The 17802-nt window shown below is 70.6% G+C and carries 11 protein-coding genes; 5 read left to right on the top strand and 6 right to left on the bottom strand.

The genetic code is table 11. From position 1 onward, the window contains the following. The first annotated feature begins 310 nt into the window (after positions 1–310). Positions 311–3211 (top strand): glycoside hydrolase family 48 protein, encoded by a 2901-nt coding sequence (locus Nocox_RS40755; protein WP_246649691.1) that lies wholly within the window; start codon positions 311–313, stop codon positions 3209–3211. After that, the gene (locus Nocox_RS40750) at positions 3154–5736 is read left to right on the top strand and encodes a glycoside hydrolase family 9 protein (RefSeq protein WP_026214358.1); all 2583 of its coding nucleotides are present in this window, start codon (positions 3154–3156) and stop codon (positions 5734–5736) included. Before Nocox_RS40755 ends, Nocox_RS40750 begins: the two co-directional genes overlap by 58 nt. Before the next feature lie 155 nt (positions 5737–5891). Here Nocox_RS40750 and Nocox_RS40745 read toward each other — a convergent pair whose 3' ends face one another. Both Nocox_RS40745 and Nocox_RS40740 read right to left on the bottom strand, forming a co-directional pair. Further along, positions 5892–6425 (bottom strand): hypothetical protein, encoded by a 534-nt coding sequence (locus Nocox_RS40745; RefSeq protein WP_020543320.1) that lies wholly within the window; start codon positions 6423–6425, stop codon positions 5892–5894. Next, positions 6422–7483 (bottom strand): lytic polysaccharide monooxygenase auxiliary activity family 9 protein, encoded by a 1062-nt coding sequence (locus tag Nocox_RS40740; RefSeq protein ID WP_020543319.1) that lies wholly within the window; start codon positions 7481–7483, stop codon positions 6422–6424. The genes Nocox_RS40745 and Nocox_RS40740 overlap by 4 nt, the downstream gene beginning before the upstream one ends. Positions 7484–7747: 264 nt before the next feature. On the opposite strand from Nocox_RS40740, the gene Nocox_RS40735 reads away from it, so the two are divergent. After that, positions 7748–9124, top strand: coding sequence for a glycoside hydrolase family 12 protein (locus Nocox_RS40735; RefSeq protein ID WP_020543318.1), 1377 nt, complete (start codon positions 7748–7750; stop codon positions 9122–9124). Positions 9125–9212: 88 nt separating this feature from the next. Here the strand turns inward: Nocox_RS40735 and Nocox_RS40730 are convergent, their stop codons facing one another. The 3 genes from Nocox_RS40730 to Nocox_RS40720 form a co-directional block, all read right to left on the bottom strand. After that, the gene (locus tag Nocox_RS40730; protein ID WP_157383058.1) at positions 9213–10496 is read right to left on the bottom strand and encodes a serine/threonine-protein kinase; all 1284 of its coding nucleotides are present in this window, start codon (positions 10494–10496) and stop codon (positions 9213–9215) included. Then, positions 10483–11454, bottom strand: a complete 972-nt coding sequence (locus Nocox_RS40725) for a LacI family DNA-binding transcriptional regulator (RefSeq protein WP_026214357.1) — start codon at positions 11452–11454, stop codon at positions 10483–10485. The genes Nocox_RS40730 and Nocox_RS40725 overlap by 14 nt, the downstream gene beginning before the upstream one ends. A gap of 227 nt (positions 11455–11681) precedes the next feature. Further along, positions 11682–13814, bottom strand: coding sequence for a transglycosylase domain-containing protein (locus tag Nocox_RS40720; RefSeq protein WP_157383057.1), 2133 nt, complete (start codon positions 13812–13814; stop codon positions 11682–11684). A gap of 372 nt (positions 13815–14186) precedes the next feature. On the opposite strand from Nocox_RS40720, the gene Nocox_RS40715 reads away from it, so the two are divergent. After that, entirely contained in the window at positions 14187–15293 is a 1107-nt protein-coding gene (locus Nocox_RS40715; RefSeq protein ID WP_020543314.1) for a hypothetical protein, read from the top strand. Further along, positions 15290–16303, top strand: coding sequence for a hypothetical protein (locus Nocox_RS40710; protein ID WP_020543313.1), 1014 nt, complete (start codon positions 15290–15292; stop codon positions 16301–16303). The genes Nocox_RS40715 and Nocox_RS40710 overlap by 4 nt, the downstream gene beginning before the upstream one ends. Here the strand turns inward: Nocox_RS40710 and Nocox_RS40705 are convergent. Further along, positions 16300–17706: a dihydrolipoyl dehydrogenase family protein gene (locus Nocox_RS40705; RefSeq protein WP_020543312.1), complete on the bottom strand. Its 1407-nt coding sequence runs from the start codon at positions 17704–17706 to the stop codon at positions 16300–16302. The two genes, Nocox_RS40710 and Nocox_RS40705, sit on opposite strands and share 4 nt — an antisense overlap. Positions 17707–17802 lie beyond the last annotated feature (96 nt).

Genomic DNA, 17802 nt, shown 5'->3' with positions numbered 1-17802 from the left:
TCCAGTGCTGCTAGGTGGCTGGGAGCGCTCCCATCGTGAGCCGCCGTCGGGACGGTGTACAGAGCGACGTCCGCGCGCCGCCGTCCGGGGCCCCGCATGCTCCGTGAATGCCCTTCAACGTTGATGAAACTTTCATCTAGGGCAGCCAGGTGAGAGGAAACAGAGGGGTTACCGCGCGGGCATTTCGTTGACATACGCCGGAGCACACCCACAATCCCGATTGGGAGCGCTCCCACACCCCCTACTCCCTGGAGACCCCGTGAAATTCAGATCCCCGCCCCTTCTGACGCGATTGTCGAGGCGGCTCGCCGTGGCCACGACCCTCGTCCTCGTGGCCGGCGCGACCACGGCCGTGGCGGCCGCTCCCGCCCAGGCCGCGGTGGCGTGCGACGTGACCTACGCTGCCAACCAGTGGACCAGCGGCCCGAACCAGGGCGGCTTCACCGCCAACATCACGCTGAAGAACACCGGCGACCCCATCACCTCCTGGACGCTCGCCTTCGACTACCCGACCACCGGGCAGAAGTACACGCCCAGCGGCTGGGGCGCCAACTGGAGCCAGAGCGGCACCCGCGTCACCGGCACCAACATGCCGTGGAACGGCAGCCTCGGCACCGGAGCCTCCACCAGCATCGGCTTCAACGGCACCTGGACCGGCAGCAACCCCAACCCGACCTCGTTCACCGTGAACGGCGTCACCTGCGGCGGCGTCGGCAACAACACCCCGCCCACGATCTCGCTGACCTCGCCCACCGCCGGGCAGACCTTCACCGCCCCCGCCACCGTGCCGATCGCGGCCACCGCCGCCGACGCCGACGGCACGGTCGCCAAGGTCGACTTCTACCAGGGCAGCACCCTGCTCGGCACCGACACCACCTCCCCGTACAGCTACAACTGGACGAACGTGGCGGCCGGCAGCTACTCGATCACCGCCCGCGCCACCGACAACAGCGGCGCGGCCACGACGTCCTCGCCGGTCGGCATCACCGTCTCGCAGAACACCGGCCCGGCCCTGGTCGTCAGCCCGACCACGCTGTCGGTGGCCGAGGGCGGCAGCGCGTCCTTCGGCGTCAAGCTGTCGCAGGCGCCCTCCGCCAACGTGACGGTGAGCGTCGCCCGCGCCAGCGGCGACGCCGACATCACGGTCTCCGCCGGCGCGAGCCTCACCTTCACGCCGTCGAACTGGAACACCGCGCAGAACGTCACCCTGGCCGCCGCGCAGGACTCCGACACGACCAGCGGCACGGCCGTGATCCGGGTCAGCGCCAGCGGCTACACGCCGGTCGACGTGACCGTCAGCGAGGCCGACGACGACATCGGCGGCGGCAACGCCTACGTACAGCGCTTCGTCGAGCTCTACAACGAGCTGCACGACCCGGCCAACGGCTACTTCTCGCCGGAGGGCGTGCCGTACCACTCGGTCGAGACGTTCATGGTCGAGGCGCCGGACCACGGGCACGAGACCACGTCCGAGGCATACAGCTACTACCTGTGGCTGGAGGCGACCTACGGCCAGGTCACCGGCGACTGGTCGAAGTTCAACGCCGCCTGGGCGTCGATGGAGAAGTACATCATCCCCGCCACCGCCGACCAGCCGACGAACTCCTTCTACAACCCGTCCAAGCCGGCGACGTACGCGGCCGAGTACAACTCGATCAGCAGCTACCCGTCGCAGATCGACTCCGGCGTGTCCGTCGGCACCGACCCGCTGGCCAGTGAGCTGCAGAGCGCGTACGGCACCCGCGACATCTACGGCATGCACTGGCTGCTCGACGTCGACAACACCTACGGCTTCGGCCGGTGCGGTGACGGCACCACCAAGCCCGCCTACATCAACACCTACCAGCGCGGGCCCGAGGAGTCGGTCTTCGAGACGATCCCGCAGCCGTCCTGCGACACCTTCGAGCACGGCGGCCCCAACGGCTACCTGGACCTGTTCATCAAGGACTCCTCCTACGCCAAGCAGTGGAAGTACACCAACGCCCCCGACGCCGACGCCCGCGCCGTCCAGGTCGCCTACTGGGCGCTGACCTGGGCCAAGGCGCAGGGCAAGACCGCCGACGTCTCGGCCAGCGTGGCCAAGGCCGCCAAGATGGGCGACTACCTGCGCTACGCGATGTACGACAAGTACTTCAAGAAGCCGGGCTGCACGAGCACGTCGTGCGCGGCGGGGACCGGCAAGGACGCCTCGGCGTACCTGCTGTCCTGGTACTACGCCTGGGGCGGCGCGACCGACTCCAACGCCGGGTGGGCCTGGCGCATCGGCTCCAGCCACAACCACTCCGGCTACCAGAACCCGTTCGCGGCCTGGGCGCTCGCCAACGTGGCCGAGCTCAAGCCCAAGAGCTCGACCGGCGCCGCTGACTGGAGCACCAGCCTGACCCGGCAGCTCCAGTTCTACAAGTGGCTCCAGTCGGACGAGGGCGGCATCGCCGGCGGCGCGACCAACAGCTGGGAGGGCCACTACGCCAGCCCGCCGAGCGGCCTGCCGAAGTTCTTCGGCATGACCTACGACTGGCAGCCCGTCTACCACGACCCGCCGTCGAACCAGTGGTTCGGCTTCCAGGCGTGGACGATGGAGCGGGTGGCCGCGCTCTACAACCAGACCGGCAACGCCGACGCCAAGACCATCCTCGACAAGTGGGTGACCTGGGCGCTGGACAACACCACGATCAACGCCGACGGCACCTACGAGATCCCGTCGACGCTGCGCTGGACCGGTCAGCCGGCCGGCGACTTCAGCTCGCCGAACGACACGCCCCCGCCCAACCCCGACCTGCACGTGACCGTCGTGGACCACACGCAGGACGTCGGCGTGGCCGGCTCCTACGCCAAGGCCCTGATGTACTACGCGGCGCGGGCCAACCACACCGAGGCCAAGAACACCGCCAAGGCCCTGCTCGACGGCGTCTGGAAGAACCGGGACGCCAAGGGCGTGTCGGTGCCGGAGACCAAGACGGACTACAACCGCGTCGACGACCCGGTGTACGTCCCGTCCGGCTGGAGCGGCACGATGCCGAACGGCGACACCATCAACTCCAGCTCGACCTTCATCTCCATCCGCTCGTTCTACAAGAACGACCCGGACTGGCCGAAGGTGGACGCCTTCCTCAAGGGCACCGGCCCCGCGCCGGTGTTCAACTACCACCGGTTCTGGGCGCAGGTGGACGTCGCCGTCGCCCTCGCCGAGTACGGGCGGCTCTTCCCGTGAGATCAGCAAGCAAAGCAGCACTGATCGCTGCGGCGTCGCTGGTCCTGCCCCTGGTCACAGGGGCAGGGCCGGCGGCCCCCGCCGCCCACGCCGCGCCCGCCTACAACTACGGCGAGGCCCTGCAGAAGTCCCTGTGGTTCTACGAGGCCCAGCAGTCGGGTGACCTGCCCGCGTGGAACCGCGTCTCCTGGCGCGGCGACTCGGGACTCAACGACGGCAAGGACGCCGGCCTGGACCTGACGGGCGGCTGGTACGACGCCGGCGACCACGTGAAGTTCGGGCTCCCGATGGCGTACAGCGCCACCATGCTGGCCTGGGGCGCGGTCGAGTACCGCGACGCCTACAGCTCCTCCGGCCAGCTCACCCACCTGCTGAACAACCTGAAGTTCGTCAACGACTACTTCATCAAGGCCCACCCGTCGGCGAACGTGCTGTACGGGCAGGTCGGCAACGGCGGCGCGGACCACGCCTGGTGGGGTCCGGCCGAGGCGATGCAGATGGCGCGGCCCGCGTATAAGATCGACGCCTCGTGCGGCGGGTCGGACCTGGCCGGCGAGACGGCGGCGGCGATGGCGGCCTCCTCGATCGTCTTCAGGCCGACGAACGCGGCCTACGCCGACACGCTCCTGACGCACGCCAAGCAGCTCTACGCCTTCGCCGACACGGTGAGGAAGAAGTACAGCGACTGCATCACCGACGCCCAGGGCTACTACAACTCCTGGAGCGGCTACAACGACGAGCTGGTGTGGGGCGCGATCTGGCTCTACCGGGCCACGAACGACGCCTCCTACCTGGCCAAGGCCGAGGCCGGCTACGACAACCTGTCCAACGAGCCGCAGAGCACCACGAAGTCGTACAAGTGGACGCTGGCTTGGGACGACAAGTCGTACGGCGCGTACGTGCTGCTCGGCAAGCTCACCGGCAAGCAGCGCTACCTGGACGACGCCAACCGCTGGCTCGACTGGTGGACGGTCGGGGTCAACGGGTCGAAGGTGGCGTACTCGCCGGGCGGGCAGGCCGTGCTCGACCGGTGGGGCTCGCTGCGGTACGCGGCCAACACCGCGTTCGCGGCGCTGGTGCACAGCGACTCGATCAGCGACGCCACGCGCAAGGCCCGCTACCACGACTTCGCGGTCCGGCAGATCAACTACGCGCTCGGCGACAACCCGCGCAACTCGTCGTACATGATCGGGTTCGGCGCCAACCCGCCGAAGAACCCGCACCACCGCACGGCGCACGGCTCGTGGACCGACCAGATCACCAACCCCGAGCAGACCCGCCACACCTTGTACGGCGCGCTCGTCGGCGGCCCGCCCGACCCGAACGACGCCTACACCGACAAACGCGACGACTACGTCATGAACGAGGTCGCCACCGACTACAACGCCGCCTTCACCGGCGCGCTGGCCCGGCTCCACAAGGAGTACGGGGGCACGCCCGCGGCGGACTTCCCGCCGGCGGAGACCCCGGACGGCCCCGAGATCTTCGTCGAGGCGGGCGTGAACGCCTCGGGCACGAACTTCACGGAGATCAAGGCCATCGTCCGCAACCAGTCGGCCTGGCCCGCCCGGGTCCTGTCCGACGGCTCGTTCCGCTACTACTTCACGCTCGACGGCTCGACGACGCTCTCGCAGATCAGCGTGTCGTCGGCCTACACGCAGTGCAAGGCGCCCACCCTCGGCTCGCTGGGCGGCGGCGTGCACTACGTGACCATCGACTGCTCCGGGCAGGTCATCGCCCCGGCCGGGCAGTCGCAGCACCGCAGGGAGGTGCAGTTCAGGATCAGCAGCACGGGCACGTGGGACCCGGCCAACGACTGGTCGTACCGGAACATCCCCACCACGCCCGGCGCGACGCCGGTCCGCACCCCGAACATCACCCTCTACAGCGGCGCCACCAAGATCTGGGGTGAGCCCCCGGGTCCGGAGGAAGAGGACGACACCCCGCCCAGCAAGCCGGGCAGGCCCGCGGCATCCGGGATCACGGGCTCCACCGCCAGGCTGACCTGGACGGCCTCCACGGACAACGTGGGCGTGTCGGGTTACGACGTCTACCTGGGGTCCGCCAAGGCAGGCACGTCCCCGACCGCCTCCTTCGACCTGACGGGGCTCACCCCTTCCACGTCCTACTCGGTCACCGTGGTGGCCAGGGACGCGGCCGGCAACACCTCGCCGCCGTCGGACGCGGCGACGTTCACCACCACGGACGCGCCGCCGCCGCCCCCGGGCGGCTGCCAGGCGACGTTCAAGGTGACGAACTCGTGGGGCGGCGGCTTCCAGGGCGAGGTCACCGTGAAGAACACGAGCACCGCGGCCATCACCGGCTGGACGGCCTCCTGGACCTCCCAGAACGCCATCACCCAGATCTGGGGCGGCCGGCTCACCCAGTCGGGCTCCACGGTGACGGTGCGGAACGAGAGCTACAACGGCGCGCTCGCCGCCGGCGCGAGCACCACGTTCGGCTTCCTCGCGAACGGCGCCGCGAGCGTCCCCGACCCGGTGACCTGCACCCCTGGCACCGGCTGAACACTCAGGCCGTCCGCTGCGTATGAGGAGGTGAGGCCACAATTTCATAATCCTGCCCGATGAACCATCCCCGCCCGGATGGGACGGACGCGGTCGATTCCTCCAGTCGGCCGCGTCCGTTTGTCGTTGTCCGGTGTCGTTGTCCGGTGTCGTCGTCACCCCTGGCGGCGGCCGGCCTGCTGCGCGAAGCGCTCGCGGGCGAGGTCGATGAACGACTCGTCGGCGAACTCCTCCTTGAGCGCCTGCGCGTGGTAGCGCTCGGGGATCAGCCGGAGGACGCGGTCCCGGTAGCCGGGTCCCGGCTCGGGCACACGCACCTGGGGCGGGATGCTGATCTTGACGGCGATCGGGCCTGAGGCGCGTACGGACCGCGCCCAGTCCGTGCCCTCGCCGGTGACCGCGCACAGGTGGCGGGCGTAGACCCAGGTGACCTCGACCAGCGACTTCGCGCCGGCCGGTTCGACGCCGAACGGCTCCACGGCGCAGATGACGCGCGTGTCGATGGTGCCGTGGCCGTGGGCGTGGTGCTCGTCCGGCGAGGACTCCTCAAGGATCTTGGTGACCTGCGCGGAGAGCTCTCGATCGAGCTGCGACGACGGCTGCCTGGCGGCGAAGAACATCACCCCGGCCAGGGTCAGGCCGGCCAGGGTGATGATCGCCGCGACGAGCCCGCGACGGGTTTTGATCACGGGCTGGTGCAACTCAGGGTGGGGGCGGGGTTCGGGATCGAGCCGGTGGCGTTGAACCCGAACGTGGTGGTGGCGTTGGGGCTGAGCTGGCCGTTGTAACTGGCGTTCTTGACCTGCACGTTCGGCGGCTGACTACTCAGCACGCCGTTCCACGGCGAGCCGTCGAAGCCCTGCCCGCCGCTGTAGGTCCAGGAGACCGTCCAGCCGTTCAGGCTGGAGGTGCTGGTGTTCTTCACCGTCACCTCGCCCTGGAAGTGGCCGGCCCAGCCGGTGTCGGTGGCCTTCCACGTCGCCGTGCAGGCGCCCGGCGTGGGCGTGGACGTCACCGTCGGCGTGATGGAGGGGCCGGGCGAGCTGCCGCCCGGGCCGACGCCGGTGACCTCGCCGTTGCCGCCGTCGAAGACGACGTCGGAGCAGCTGTAGAAGTTCTCGTTGCTGTCCGAGCGGACCCAGTGCGTGTAGATGATGTGCCGGCCGGTCTTGCCGGACGGGAGCTGGCTGTTCCAGTAGTAGTAGTTGAGCGCGCCGGCCGGGCCGGTGTCCGGCGGGTTGGTGACGCTGCCGAACGGCTCCAGGTCCGACCACTTCAGCGGCGCGTTCGGGTTCCAGCCGTTCTTGGTGATGTAGTAGTTGAACGAGCCGGGGTGCTTGGCCCAGTTGCTGTGCCGCATCTGGATGGTCGCGCCCGAGGTCAGGTGGGTCACCGGCCAGTCGGAGCGGACCGCGTTGTAGGCCGAGAAGTCGTAGGGCCCGCCGGTGCCGCCGCTGCAGAGCTGGCCGTCGGGGATGAATCCGCTGGTGCGGCCGGCGCCGTCGGAGCGCAGCACCGCGAACCAGTTGTAGAGGGGTGTGGTGCCGTTCTGGGCGACGGCGGCCGAGCAGGCGGGGTTGTAGGGAATGATCTGGCCGTTCTCGCGCAGGCCGTCCTGCCAGCACAGGAAGGTGCGGCCGCCCGGCATCATCATGACGCCGTGCGCCTGCGCGGGGGTGGGCGCGATCAGGATCGTGGTGATCAGAACCAGGACGGCGGCGATCGCCGTCCGCTTCGCTACTTTCATGTGGGCTTTCCCTTGCGCTGACGACAGAGGAAACTGCCCCACGACCCAGCCCGCCCGGCCAGCGCCAGTGAACCACGCGCCGGGCCGTTCCGACAACGCGCCGTGAAACTTTCAACCGATCATGGTCACGGTTTCCCCTGGTGGCCGCCCCGCCGCAGGTGGTCGTTACATGCGGGCCCTTGCCGTACGGGGGAACGCCGGGAAGCCTCCTGTGTGGGAGCGCTCCCATATACCCTGTTCTCCGAGAAGCGGGAGCCACATGCCATGAGGTACGCGCACACCCAACTGCTCATCGGGGCGTTACTGGCGCTGCTCGCCGGTTGCCTGTTCGCCGCGCCCGCCCAGGCCGCCCCGGTGCTGTGCGACAAGTACGCCTCCACCACCGTCCAGAACGGCCGCTACGTCGTCATCAACAACGTCTGGGGCGCCGACACCGCGCAGTGCATCGACGTCAACCAGAACGGCGGCTTCACCGTCACCCAGGCCGCCCACAACAAGGCCACGAACGGCGCCCCGGCCTCCTACCCGGCCATCTACGCGGGCTGCCACTATGCGACCTGCAGCACCGGCAGCAACCTGCCCATGCAGGCGAGCTCGTCGGCGTTCGGCTCGCTGCGCACCGCCGTGAGCATGACCTACCCGGGCAGCGGCGTCTGGGACGCCGCCTACGACATCTGGTTCGACCCCACGCCGCGCACCGACGGCCAGAACACCGGCGCCGAGATCATGGTCTGGCTCAACCACACGGGCTCGATCCAGCCCGTCGGCTCCCAGATCGGCACCGTCAGCCTGGCCGGCGGCACCTGGCAGGTCTGGTACGGCAACATCGGCTGGAACGTCATCTCGTACGTGCGCACCTCGCCGACATCCTCGATCGACTTCACGATCAACACCTTCCTGAGCGACGCCATCAGCCGCGGCTACGCCCAGCGCTCGTGGTACCTCACCAGCGTCCAGGCCGGCTTCGAGCCCTGGGTCGGCGGCGCGGGCCTGGCCGTCAACTCCTTCTCCTTCGGCTCCGGCGGCGGCACGACCGACACCACCCCGCCGAGCACGCCCGGCACGCCGAACGCGGCGAACACCACCTCCACCGGCACCACCCTCACCTGGGGCGCCTCCAGCGACAACGTCGGCGTGACCGGCTACGACGTGCTGCGCGCCACCGGCAGCTCCGCCTTCTCGGTCGTCGGCGCCACCGCCTCGACCTCCTACACCGACAGCGGCCTGACCCCGTCCACGACCTACCGCTACCGGGTGCGGGCCAGGGACGCCGCCGGCAACCTCTCGCCGGAGTCCGCCGCCGTCACCGTGACCACCCTGTCGGGCGGCGGGGGAGGCGGCTGCACGGCCGTCGCCACCACCCAGACCCAGTGGCAGAACGGCTACGTCATCCAGCCGGTCACGGTGACCAACACCGGCTCGGCGACGAAGAACGGCTGGACGGTGACGTTCACGCTGCCCGCCGGCCACACGATCACCGGCTCGTGGAACGCGACCCTCAGCGTCAGCGGCTCCACGGTCACGGCCAGGAACACGGGCAGCAACGGCACCCTCGGCCCGAACGCCTCGACCAGCTTCGGCTTCCAGGCCACCAGGCCGGACGGGAACTCGCAGGTGCCGAGCGGTTACACCTGCGCGTGAGACCCGCGCGGGCGCGCTTGTGCGAGGGGCGCGGGCCGCGTGGAGGAGGGGTACGGCTGGTGCTGCCGTACCCCTCCGTCAACGCTCGTCAGTCCCTCTTGAGCGCCTGCTCGATGTCGTCGAGCCTGGCCTGCAGCTCGCTCAGGCAGGCCGGCGCGAGCCGGCCCTCCCGCAGCCGGTCGGAGAGCTTCTGCCGGAGGTTCTGCGTGGTGGTGCCGTACGGCCCCGGCGGCGTCACCGTGCTCCGGAGCACCTGCTTGAGGTCGAGGACGACGTCGGCGTCGGTCGCGCCGCACGGCGTGCGGGCCTCGAGCACGCTCTGGAACCGCGTCACCGCCTGCTCCACGGTGACGGCCGTGGCGGGCGTGCTCTCCAGGTAGCGGGCGGTGGCGCTCACCGAGGGCTCGGCGACCACCCGCTCCTGCTGCTGCTGCGGCCCGGTGGACGGCTGCTGGACGACGCCTCGCTGGATCCCGTTCTGCTGGAACCACAGCAGCGCCGAGAGCGCGACCGCGGCCGATCCCACCACGGTCACGCCCCGGCGTACGTGCCGGCCCAGGGAGGCCGAGCCCAGCGCGGAGTTGAGCCCCGCGACGATCTCCGCCGCCGTGGGCCGCTCCTCCGGCCGGTGCGCGAGGCAGCGCTGGCAGAGCGAGGCCACGGCGTGCGGCACCCCCGGGACCCGCGGCGGGGGAGCGGTGCGGCGGGCCGCCTCGATCTCCTCCCACGTGGTCTCCGGGTACGGCGTCCGCCCCGTGAGCATGGCGTGCAGCAGCACGCCCAGGGCGTAGACGTCCACGGCGGGGTGGGTGGGGGCGCCGAGCAGGCGTTCGGGGGCGACGTAGGGCGGGGTGCCGCGGTCGTCCTCGGGGTCGCCCGCCCACGCCGCGATGCCGAAGTCGAGCAGCTTCGGCCCGTCGCCGGTGAGCAGCACGTTCTCGGCCGTGACGTCCCGGTGGACCAGGCCGCGCGCGTGCCCGGCCATGAGGACGCGGGCCAGGCGGAGGGCGATGGCCGCCGCCTCGGCCCACGGCAGCGGCCCGCGCTCGATGCGTTCGGCCAGCGGCGTGCCGTCGAGCAGCGGCATCACCACGTAGGCCGCCAGGGAGCCGTGCGGGGTGACGGTCTCCCCGTAGTCGTAGATCTCGATCGTGTCGGGATGGAGGAACCTGGCGGCGGCACGGGCCTCGCTGCGCACGCTCACCCGCTCACCCTGGTCGGTGTGCAGGGAGGCGGTGAGCACCTTGACCGCGATCATCCGGTGCAGTGACTGGTCGAAGGCACGCCAGATGATCGACATGCCGCCTCTGGCCAGCGGATCCAGCAGCAGGTACCGCCGGGCCAGAACGTCCCCTGGCTCAAGCCGACTCACGGACGACCAGTTCCGTGGGCAGGACGGGGTCCACCCCCGCCGCCCCCGTGAGGAGCAGCCGGGTGGCCACCGTGGCCAGTTCCTCGACGGGCTGGCGGATGGTGGTCAGCGCGGGGACGGTGTGCTTGGCCACCGGCGCGTCGTCGAACCCGATGACCGCGACGTCGGCGGGCACCTTGCGCCCGGCCCTGCGCAGCGCCTGGATCGCGCCCGCGGCCATGAGGTCGGAGGCGACGAAGACGGCGTCCAGCCCTGGGGCGTGACGTAACAACCACTGCATGGCGTGGGTGCCGGAGGCCGCGGTGAAGTCGCCGTAGGCCACGGGCACGTCGGGCGCGCCGGCCGCCTGGAGGGTGCGGACCAGCCCTTCGAGCCGGTCGCGGGCGGCGGGCAGCGATGGAGGGCCGCCGATCGCGGCGACGTTGCGGCGGCCGGTGAGGAGGAAGTGCTCGGCCGCCTGCCGTCCGCCGTCGAGGTTGTCGACGTCGGCGTACGGCAGTTTGAGGTCGTGGGGCGGCCGGCCGATGTTACGGACCGGAATGCCCGAGGTGGACAGTTTGATCGCCAGGGGGTGGCGCTCGCGCGCGCCGATGATGAGCACCGCGCCGGACAGCGCGGGAAGGGTCGAGGAGGTGGGGGTGACGGTGGTCACCATGAGGTGGGTGCCGTGCTCGGCGATCACCGCGCCGGCCGCGGACAGGAGCCTGGCGTAGTAGGGCTCGGAGAACAGTCGGGGAAGGTGGTCACAGATCACGGCGGTGACGCCGTCGGCGGTGGTTTTCGCGGCCGCGCCCCTGGGCGCCCGATGGCGGACGTAACCCATCCGGGAGACGGCGTCGTAGACTTGGCGGCGGGTCGAGGTACTGACCCGCACCGAGCCCGTGAGGACTCTTGATGCGGTCGCGGGGGAAACCCCGGCAGCGGCCGCCACCTGTGCCAGTGTGGGCTGCTCGGTCATGGAGCACCTCGCGGAAAGATCCTGGGAGCGCTCCCACGTTACCAATGTTTCGCCGCTGTTAATAGGGCCTTTGCTGAGAGTGCGTGCCCTTGTGCGGACGCATCCGGAATTTGCGGAGCTAGAAGCGGTGTCAACCCTCGGAGTTTTTGTTCCGAGGGTTGATCACCGGCATATTTCCATGTCCGTTTTGTCGTTATCCGACCCTTTGAAAAAGGGGTCCTTTTCGATCAGTCGTCCCCGCCGCCGAAGTGGACGTCGAAACCGTCGCCGTCGTCGCCCTGCTCGGGCTCGACCGGCTGCCGCGGCTGGCAGCTCGACCCGCACCCGCCGAACCTGGAGTTGTTGACCGGGGTGAAGTCCGTCGCGGGGACGCCCTTCAACGCCGCGATCATGGTGTCCTTCCAGATCGGGCCGGGAATGGAGGCCCCGAAGACCGAGCCGTAGTAACGGCCGCCGATCGTGATGTTGTTGAGCTTGTGGTTGATCGCGCCGCGCGGGTCACCGATGCTGACCGCGCCCGCGAGGTCCGGGGTGAAGCCGGCGAACCAGGCGGTCGCCTGCGAGTCGGTGGTGCCCGTCTTGCCCGCCGCCGGGCGGCCGATGCCGCCGACGCCGCGCATCGTGCCCTTGGTGAAGACGCCCGACAGGATGTTCGCCGCCGCGTCGGCCACCTCGGGGTCGATCGCCTGCTTGCACTTCGGCTTGTACGTCGTGACCTTGCCGTTGCGGTCCTTGATCGAGCTGATCGCCATGGGCGCGCAGTACTTGCCGCGCGCGCCGATCGCCGCGTAGGCGTTGGCCACGGTCACCGGGTCCATCTCGTTGATGCCGAGCGTGAACGTGGAGTACTCCTGCAGGGCCAGGCCGTCGGAGCGCTTGATGCCGAGGCTCTTGGCGGTCTTCACGACGTTGCAGAGCCCCACCTTCTGCTCCAGCATCATGAAGAAGGTGTTGACCGAGCCCCAGGTGCCGGTGGCCAGCGACTTGAAGCCGCCGCCGCCCTCGTCGTTGGTGACGGTGTGGCTCGGGTCGGCGATGTTCTCGCCCTTGCAGTTCTTGAACGTCGAGTAGTAGGGGGCGCGGTAGCCGCTGCCGACCGTGAACCCGTCGTTGATCTTCATACCCTGGTCGAGCGCCGTCAGCAGCGTGAAGGTCTTGAACGTCGAGCCGGCCTGGAAGCCGACGCCGCCGCCGTGCACCGCGTCGGCGACGACGTTGTAGGACATCTCCTTCTTGCGCTTGTTCGTGCCGTAGTCGCGGCTGGCCGCCATCGCCTTGATCGCGCCCGTGCCCGGCTGGACCAGCGCCTCGGAGGCCACCGGGTTGTCGCTGGCGAAGACGTGCTTCTTGATGGCCGTGTCGGCGGCCTTCTGCATCTTCGGGTCGATCGTGGTCTTGATCGTCAGGCCGCCGCGGTTGAGGAACTGCTCACGGGCCTTGGCCGTCTTGCCGAAGTCGGAGTTGCTGAGGATCTCGTTGCGCACGTACATGCAGAAGTACGGGTATTTGCTGGTGGCGCAGCCGCCCGGGATCGGCGTGCCCTTGTAGCCGAGCTTCTTGGCCTTGGCCGCGTCGGCCTCCTCCTGCGTGATCTTCTTCAGCTCCGCCATCCGGTTGAGCACCACGTCGCGGCGGTCGAGCAGCTTCGCGCGCTGCTTCTTGCCCAGGTTGGGGTCGGTGGCGTTGGGGTCCTGCACCGCGCCGGCGAGGGTGGCGGCCTGCGACAGGGTGAGCTTGGCGGCGCTGACGCCGAAGAAGCGCTGGGCCGCCGCCTCCACGCCGTACGCGCCGGCGCCGAAGTAGGCGATGTTGAGGTACTTCTCCAGGATCTCGTCCTTGGTGTACTTCTCCTCGACGGCCATCGCGTAGCGCAGCTCCTTGAGCTTGCGGGCGTAGCTGGCCTCCAGCGCGGCGTTCTTCTCCTTCTCGGTGGTCGCCGAGTTGAGCAGCACCTGCTTGACGTACTGCTGGGTGATCGACGAGCCGCCCTGGGCGATGCCGCCGGAGGCGAGGTTCTTGGCGAGGGCGCGCATGGTGCCCTCGATGTCGATGGCGCCGTGCTCGTAGAAGCGGTAGTCCTCGATGGAGATGATGGCGGCCTTCATCACCTCGGAGACCTGGTCGAGCGAGACCGTCTTGCGGTACTGCTCGTAGAACCAGGCGATCTCGTTGCCCTCGGCGTCGAGCACGGTGGTCTGCTCGGCCAGCGGAGGCTCCTTGAGCTCCTCGGGTTTGATGCCGAGATCCTCCGAGGCGCCCACGAACATGGCTCCCGTGCCCCCTACCGCGGGCAGTGCGATGGCCGCGGCCACCACGCCGGCCGCCACCGCCGCCGCGGTGAGTCGCGCGATACTTGACATGCGGGAACCCATGCGGAAATTCCTCCCCTTCGTGGCAATAGGGTGCATCCTAAACCCGGGCATGACGTGCTCCATGTAAAAGCTTGACCCCGGCGAGAGCCGGTTGGTTCACTTCCAGCTCCCGTGACTTCCGGCACATCGGTGCGGCATGGCACGGTTCCTTCTGGTTCCCGTCAGGCGTCGGCAAAACGTCGTCGCGGCGCAGGGGCGGACTTAGGGCGCTCTGGCAGCCTCTTCCAGGGCATATCTACCTGGCCCGTTGGAGGTCTCATGCGTCGTGTCGGAGATGGCGGGCATTTCGATCGGCTGCTCCACGCCGCCCGTGCCTACTGGAGCGACAGTCCCGGTGGCGAGCGATGCGTCGTAGCGGAAGTGTACGACCAGGACATCAGAGCCGTGGTGCGGACGCTCATGGTCGCCAAGGCCGTGTGCGGCGCCGCCGCGGCGCGCCTGGTCGTCCTCGGCGACCCGGAGTCCCGGCAGCTCGCCGAGGTGTTCGGCGCGGCGGCCGATGTCCAGCCGGAGACGCCGCCGGTCGCGCTGGTGACCGGACGGGTGGAGCCCGCCGTGCCCAGGGACATCCCGGTCGTGCACGTGCACGGCACCGGCGCGCTCCAGGCGTACGCGCTGTTCCCCGAGGACGGGCCGCGATCCTTCGAGGAGGAGCTGCCCGGCCGCGTGGCGGCCTTCTTCGAGCAGTACGTCTGGCCGCAGCGCGAGGTGATCAGGCCCAGCGCCGAGCGGGTGGCCTGGCAGGCCAAGAGCGACTACCAGGTCCGTACGGACACCGAGCGCCGCCAGCTCCGCAACTACGGCTGCGCCCGCCTGGGCCTCGACCCCGACCTGCCGACGATCGCGGTCACCGCGCACGTGCCCGGCAGGGACACCGAGCTGTTCGAGACCACCGCGCGGTTCGCCGCCTCCGACGACTCGGCCAACTGGCTGTTCGCCGACCCGATCGCGCACCCCCACGACCGCGTGAGATCCGGTCTGGCCGAGCTGTCGACGAACATCCTGTGGAGCCTCACCGACGTCGCCGTCAGCTTCGGGGACAGCGACCTGCCCGCCTTCGGCATCCCCGTCATCCAGTCCGGCTTCTCGGAGGGCGCCGGCTGCGGCGCCACCCACGTGGCGCGTACGCCGCCGGACCAGGTGCGGCTGCTGGAGGAGGCCGTCGCGAGGCACGGCAAGGGCGACACCATCCTCGGCCCCGAGCAGCGCGAGCGCGGCCGGCTGTGGCTGTGGATGCGCCGCTGCGGCGCGGACGTGCCCACACAGCTCCTGCCGCACTGGGCGCACGGCGCCGACTACCCGCGCGTGCTGGCGGTCAACCTCTGCTACGTCGAGCGCGACGGCGACCCTCTCTTCAGCGCGGTGCACCGCATGTGGGAGCGGCGTGAACCCCTGCTCACCCGCTTCGACTTCCGTTATCCGGCAGGGCTGTCCACCACCCTTACCCCCGCGAGGAGCAACCGATGAGCAGCGTTGGGTCCGCCACCGACCTCGACCAGGTCATCCTGCCCGCCATCCCGCCCGCGCACCTGCTCAGCGGCCAGATCGCCGCCCTCCAGGTGACCGACCGGCTGCACCGCGGGTCGCAGATCATCGGCCGGTTCGAGACCTCGGGACTGGCCGGCTTCAAGATCGCCGCACAGGGCCGCGCGCTGCGGGTGCGCGTGTCCCTGTCGGTGGACGAGCACTCGGTGAGCGGCTGGCACACGGGCGTCACCGAGCCGGCCGGCCCGCTGCCCCGGCTGATCCAGATCCGCTCGCAGGGCCGGCTGCGCCAGTGCGTGCTGCTGCGCGGCCGCCGCTCGCACGCCCGGGTCGCCTTCGACCTGTCCGCCGAGGAGATCCCCGACGACGGGCTGATCTGCGTCGAGGCGCTCGACATCATGGAGGGCGACGGCGTCAGCCCCGAGGTGCGCGAGCTCCTCGCCGACCGGGTGCTGCCCGACGGCGTGGCCGGGCTGCGCCTCGACAAGGTCGTCTTCGAGGAGCCGCCCAAGGCCGACTTCGACACCGACCGGCTCGACGGCTGCCGCTGCGAGCTCTACTCGCTGATCAGCGCCGGCGGGCTGGTCAACCTCAGCCGGCAGGGCCCGCGGCAGCTCCGCTCCAACCTGTTCCTGGTCAACCCGGTGCTGCCGCACACGTTCGGCTCCAGCGGCCGGCTCACCCTCCGGCTCGGCACCAAGGCGGAGCCGGCCGCCGTCATCCCCGCGACCTGGGGACGGATCGCCGGCGAGCTGCGCTGGCTGCGGCACGCCACCAGAAAGCTGGTGCGCGCCGCCGCCCCGCACGTGGAGCAGGTCCTCAGCGTCCGGGACGGCGACCTCGGCGTGCCCGAACAGCGCTCCCAGGGCAACTTCACCGAGCTGGAGGTGCCGAGCCCGGCCGGCTCGCCGCTGCTGGTGCTCCTCGCGCCCGTCCGGGGCGTGGTGCCCACACTGGAGTACGGCACCGTCAGCGACCGCCCGACCGGCTAGAGCCCGTACGCCTCCAGCAGGCGCAACCACACCTCGCTCACCGTCGGGAACGACGGCACGGCGTGCCAGAGCCGGTCGATCGGCACCTCGGCGGTGACCGCGATCGTGGCGGCGTGCAGCAGCTCGGCGACCCCGGGCCCGACGAACGTCGCCCCGAGCAGCACCTTCCTGTCCTCGTCCACGACCGCTCTGGCCCTGCCGCGGTAGCCGTCGCCCAGCAGGTAGGCCCCGGTCACCGAGCCGAGGTCGTAGTCGACCGCGCGCGCCCGGATGCCCGCCTTGGCCGCCGCCGCCTCCGTACGGCCGACCGCGCAGACCTGCGGGTCGGTGAAGACCACCTGCGGGGCGCCGTAGCGGTCGGCGAGGTCGCGCATCGCGGGCAGCTCGTCGCCGCCGGCCCGCGCCGCGATCACGTCGCCGCACACCCGGGCCTGGTACTTGCCCATGTGGGTGAGCAGCGCCCGGCCGTTGACGTCGCCCACGGCGTAGAGCCAGCCCTCGGCCACGCCGGTGGCGCGCATGCTGTCGTCCACCTCGACGTACGCGCCGTCGGCCAGGCCCACCGAGGCGAGTCCCAGGTCGCCGGTGGCGGGCTCGCGGCCGGTGGCGACCAGCAGCTCGTCGGCCTCCAGCGGCGGCCCGTCGGACAGGTGCACGGTCACCTTCCCGCCGGGCTCGGGCCGCTCCACCCGCTCCACGCCGGTGCCGGTGCGCACGTCGATGCCGGCCTCGGCGAACGACTCGGCCACCATCTCGCCCGCGAACGGCTCCATCCGGCCGAGCAGCCCGCCGCCGCGCACGAGCACCGTCGTCTGGCGGGCGCCGAGCCCGTGCATCGCCTGCGCCATCTCGCACGCCACGACGCCGCCGCCGAGCACGGCCAGCCGCTCGGGGACGGCGGTGGCCGCCGTCACCTCGTGGCTGGTCCACGGCCTGGCCTCGGCCAGGCCGGGCACCGGCGGCACCTTCGCCGTGCTGCCGGTGGCGAGCACCACGGCCTGGCGGGCGGTCAGCACCCGCTCGCCGCCGTCGGACAGCGTCACCCGGACCCGCTTCGGCCCGTCGAGCCGCCCCCGCCCCCGGACGAACTCGGCCGGCACGCCCTCGATCCACCGCACCTGCCCGCCGTCGTCGTAGCGGGAGACGGCCTCGTCGCGGCGGGCCAGCACGGCGGCCACGTCGAGCTCGCCGAGCGACAGGCCGGGCACGCGGCTCACCTCGCCCATCAGGTCCACCGGCCGCAGCAGCGCCTTGCTCGGCACGCAGGCCCAGTAGGAGCACTCGCCGCCGGCCAGCCGCTCCTCCACGATCGCGGCGGTGAGGCCGCCGCGCACCGCCCGGTCCACGACGTTCTCACCGGCGGGACCGGCGCCTATCACGATCACGTCGAACTCGTCGGGCACCCCAGCCTCCCCATGCGTTTCGTCCCTGCCTCGCACTCTTTCACGTGGGGGCCGGGAGCGGCGCGCGCAGGGGGGCGTGGCGCGTGCCGGGCGGGC

The sequence above is a fragment of the Nonomuraea coxensis DSM 45129 genome, from assembly GCF_019397265.1.
GTDB lineage: Bacteria > Actinomycetota > Actinomycetes > Streptosporangiales > Streptosporangiaceae > Nonomuraea > Nonomuraea coxensis.
The sequence above is the reverse complement of the archived record's forward strand: the minus strand, read 5'-3'. Positions and strand labels throughout refer to the sequence as shown.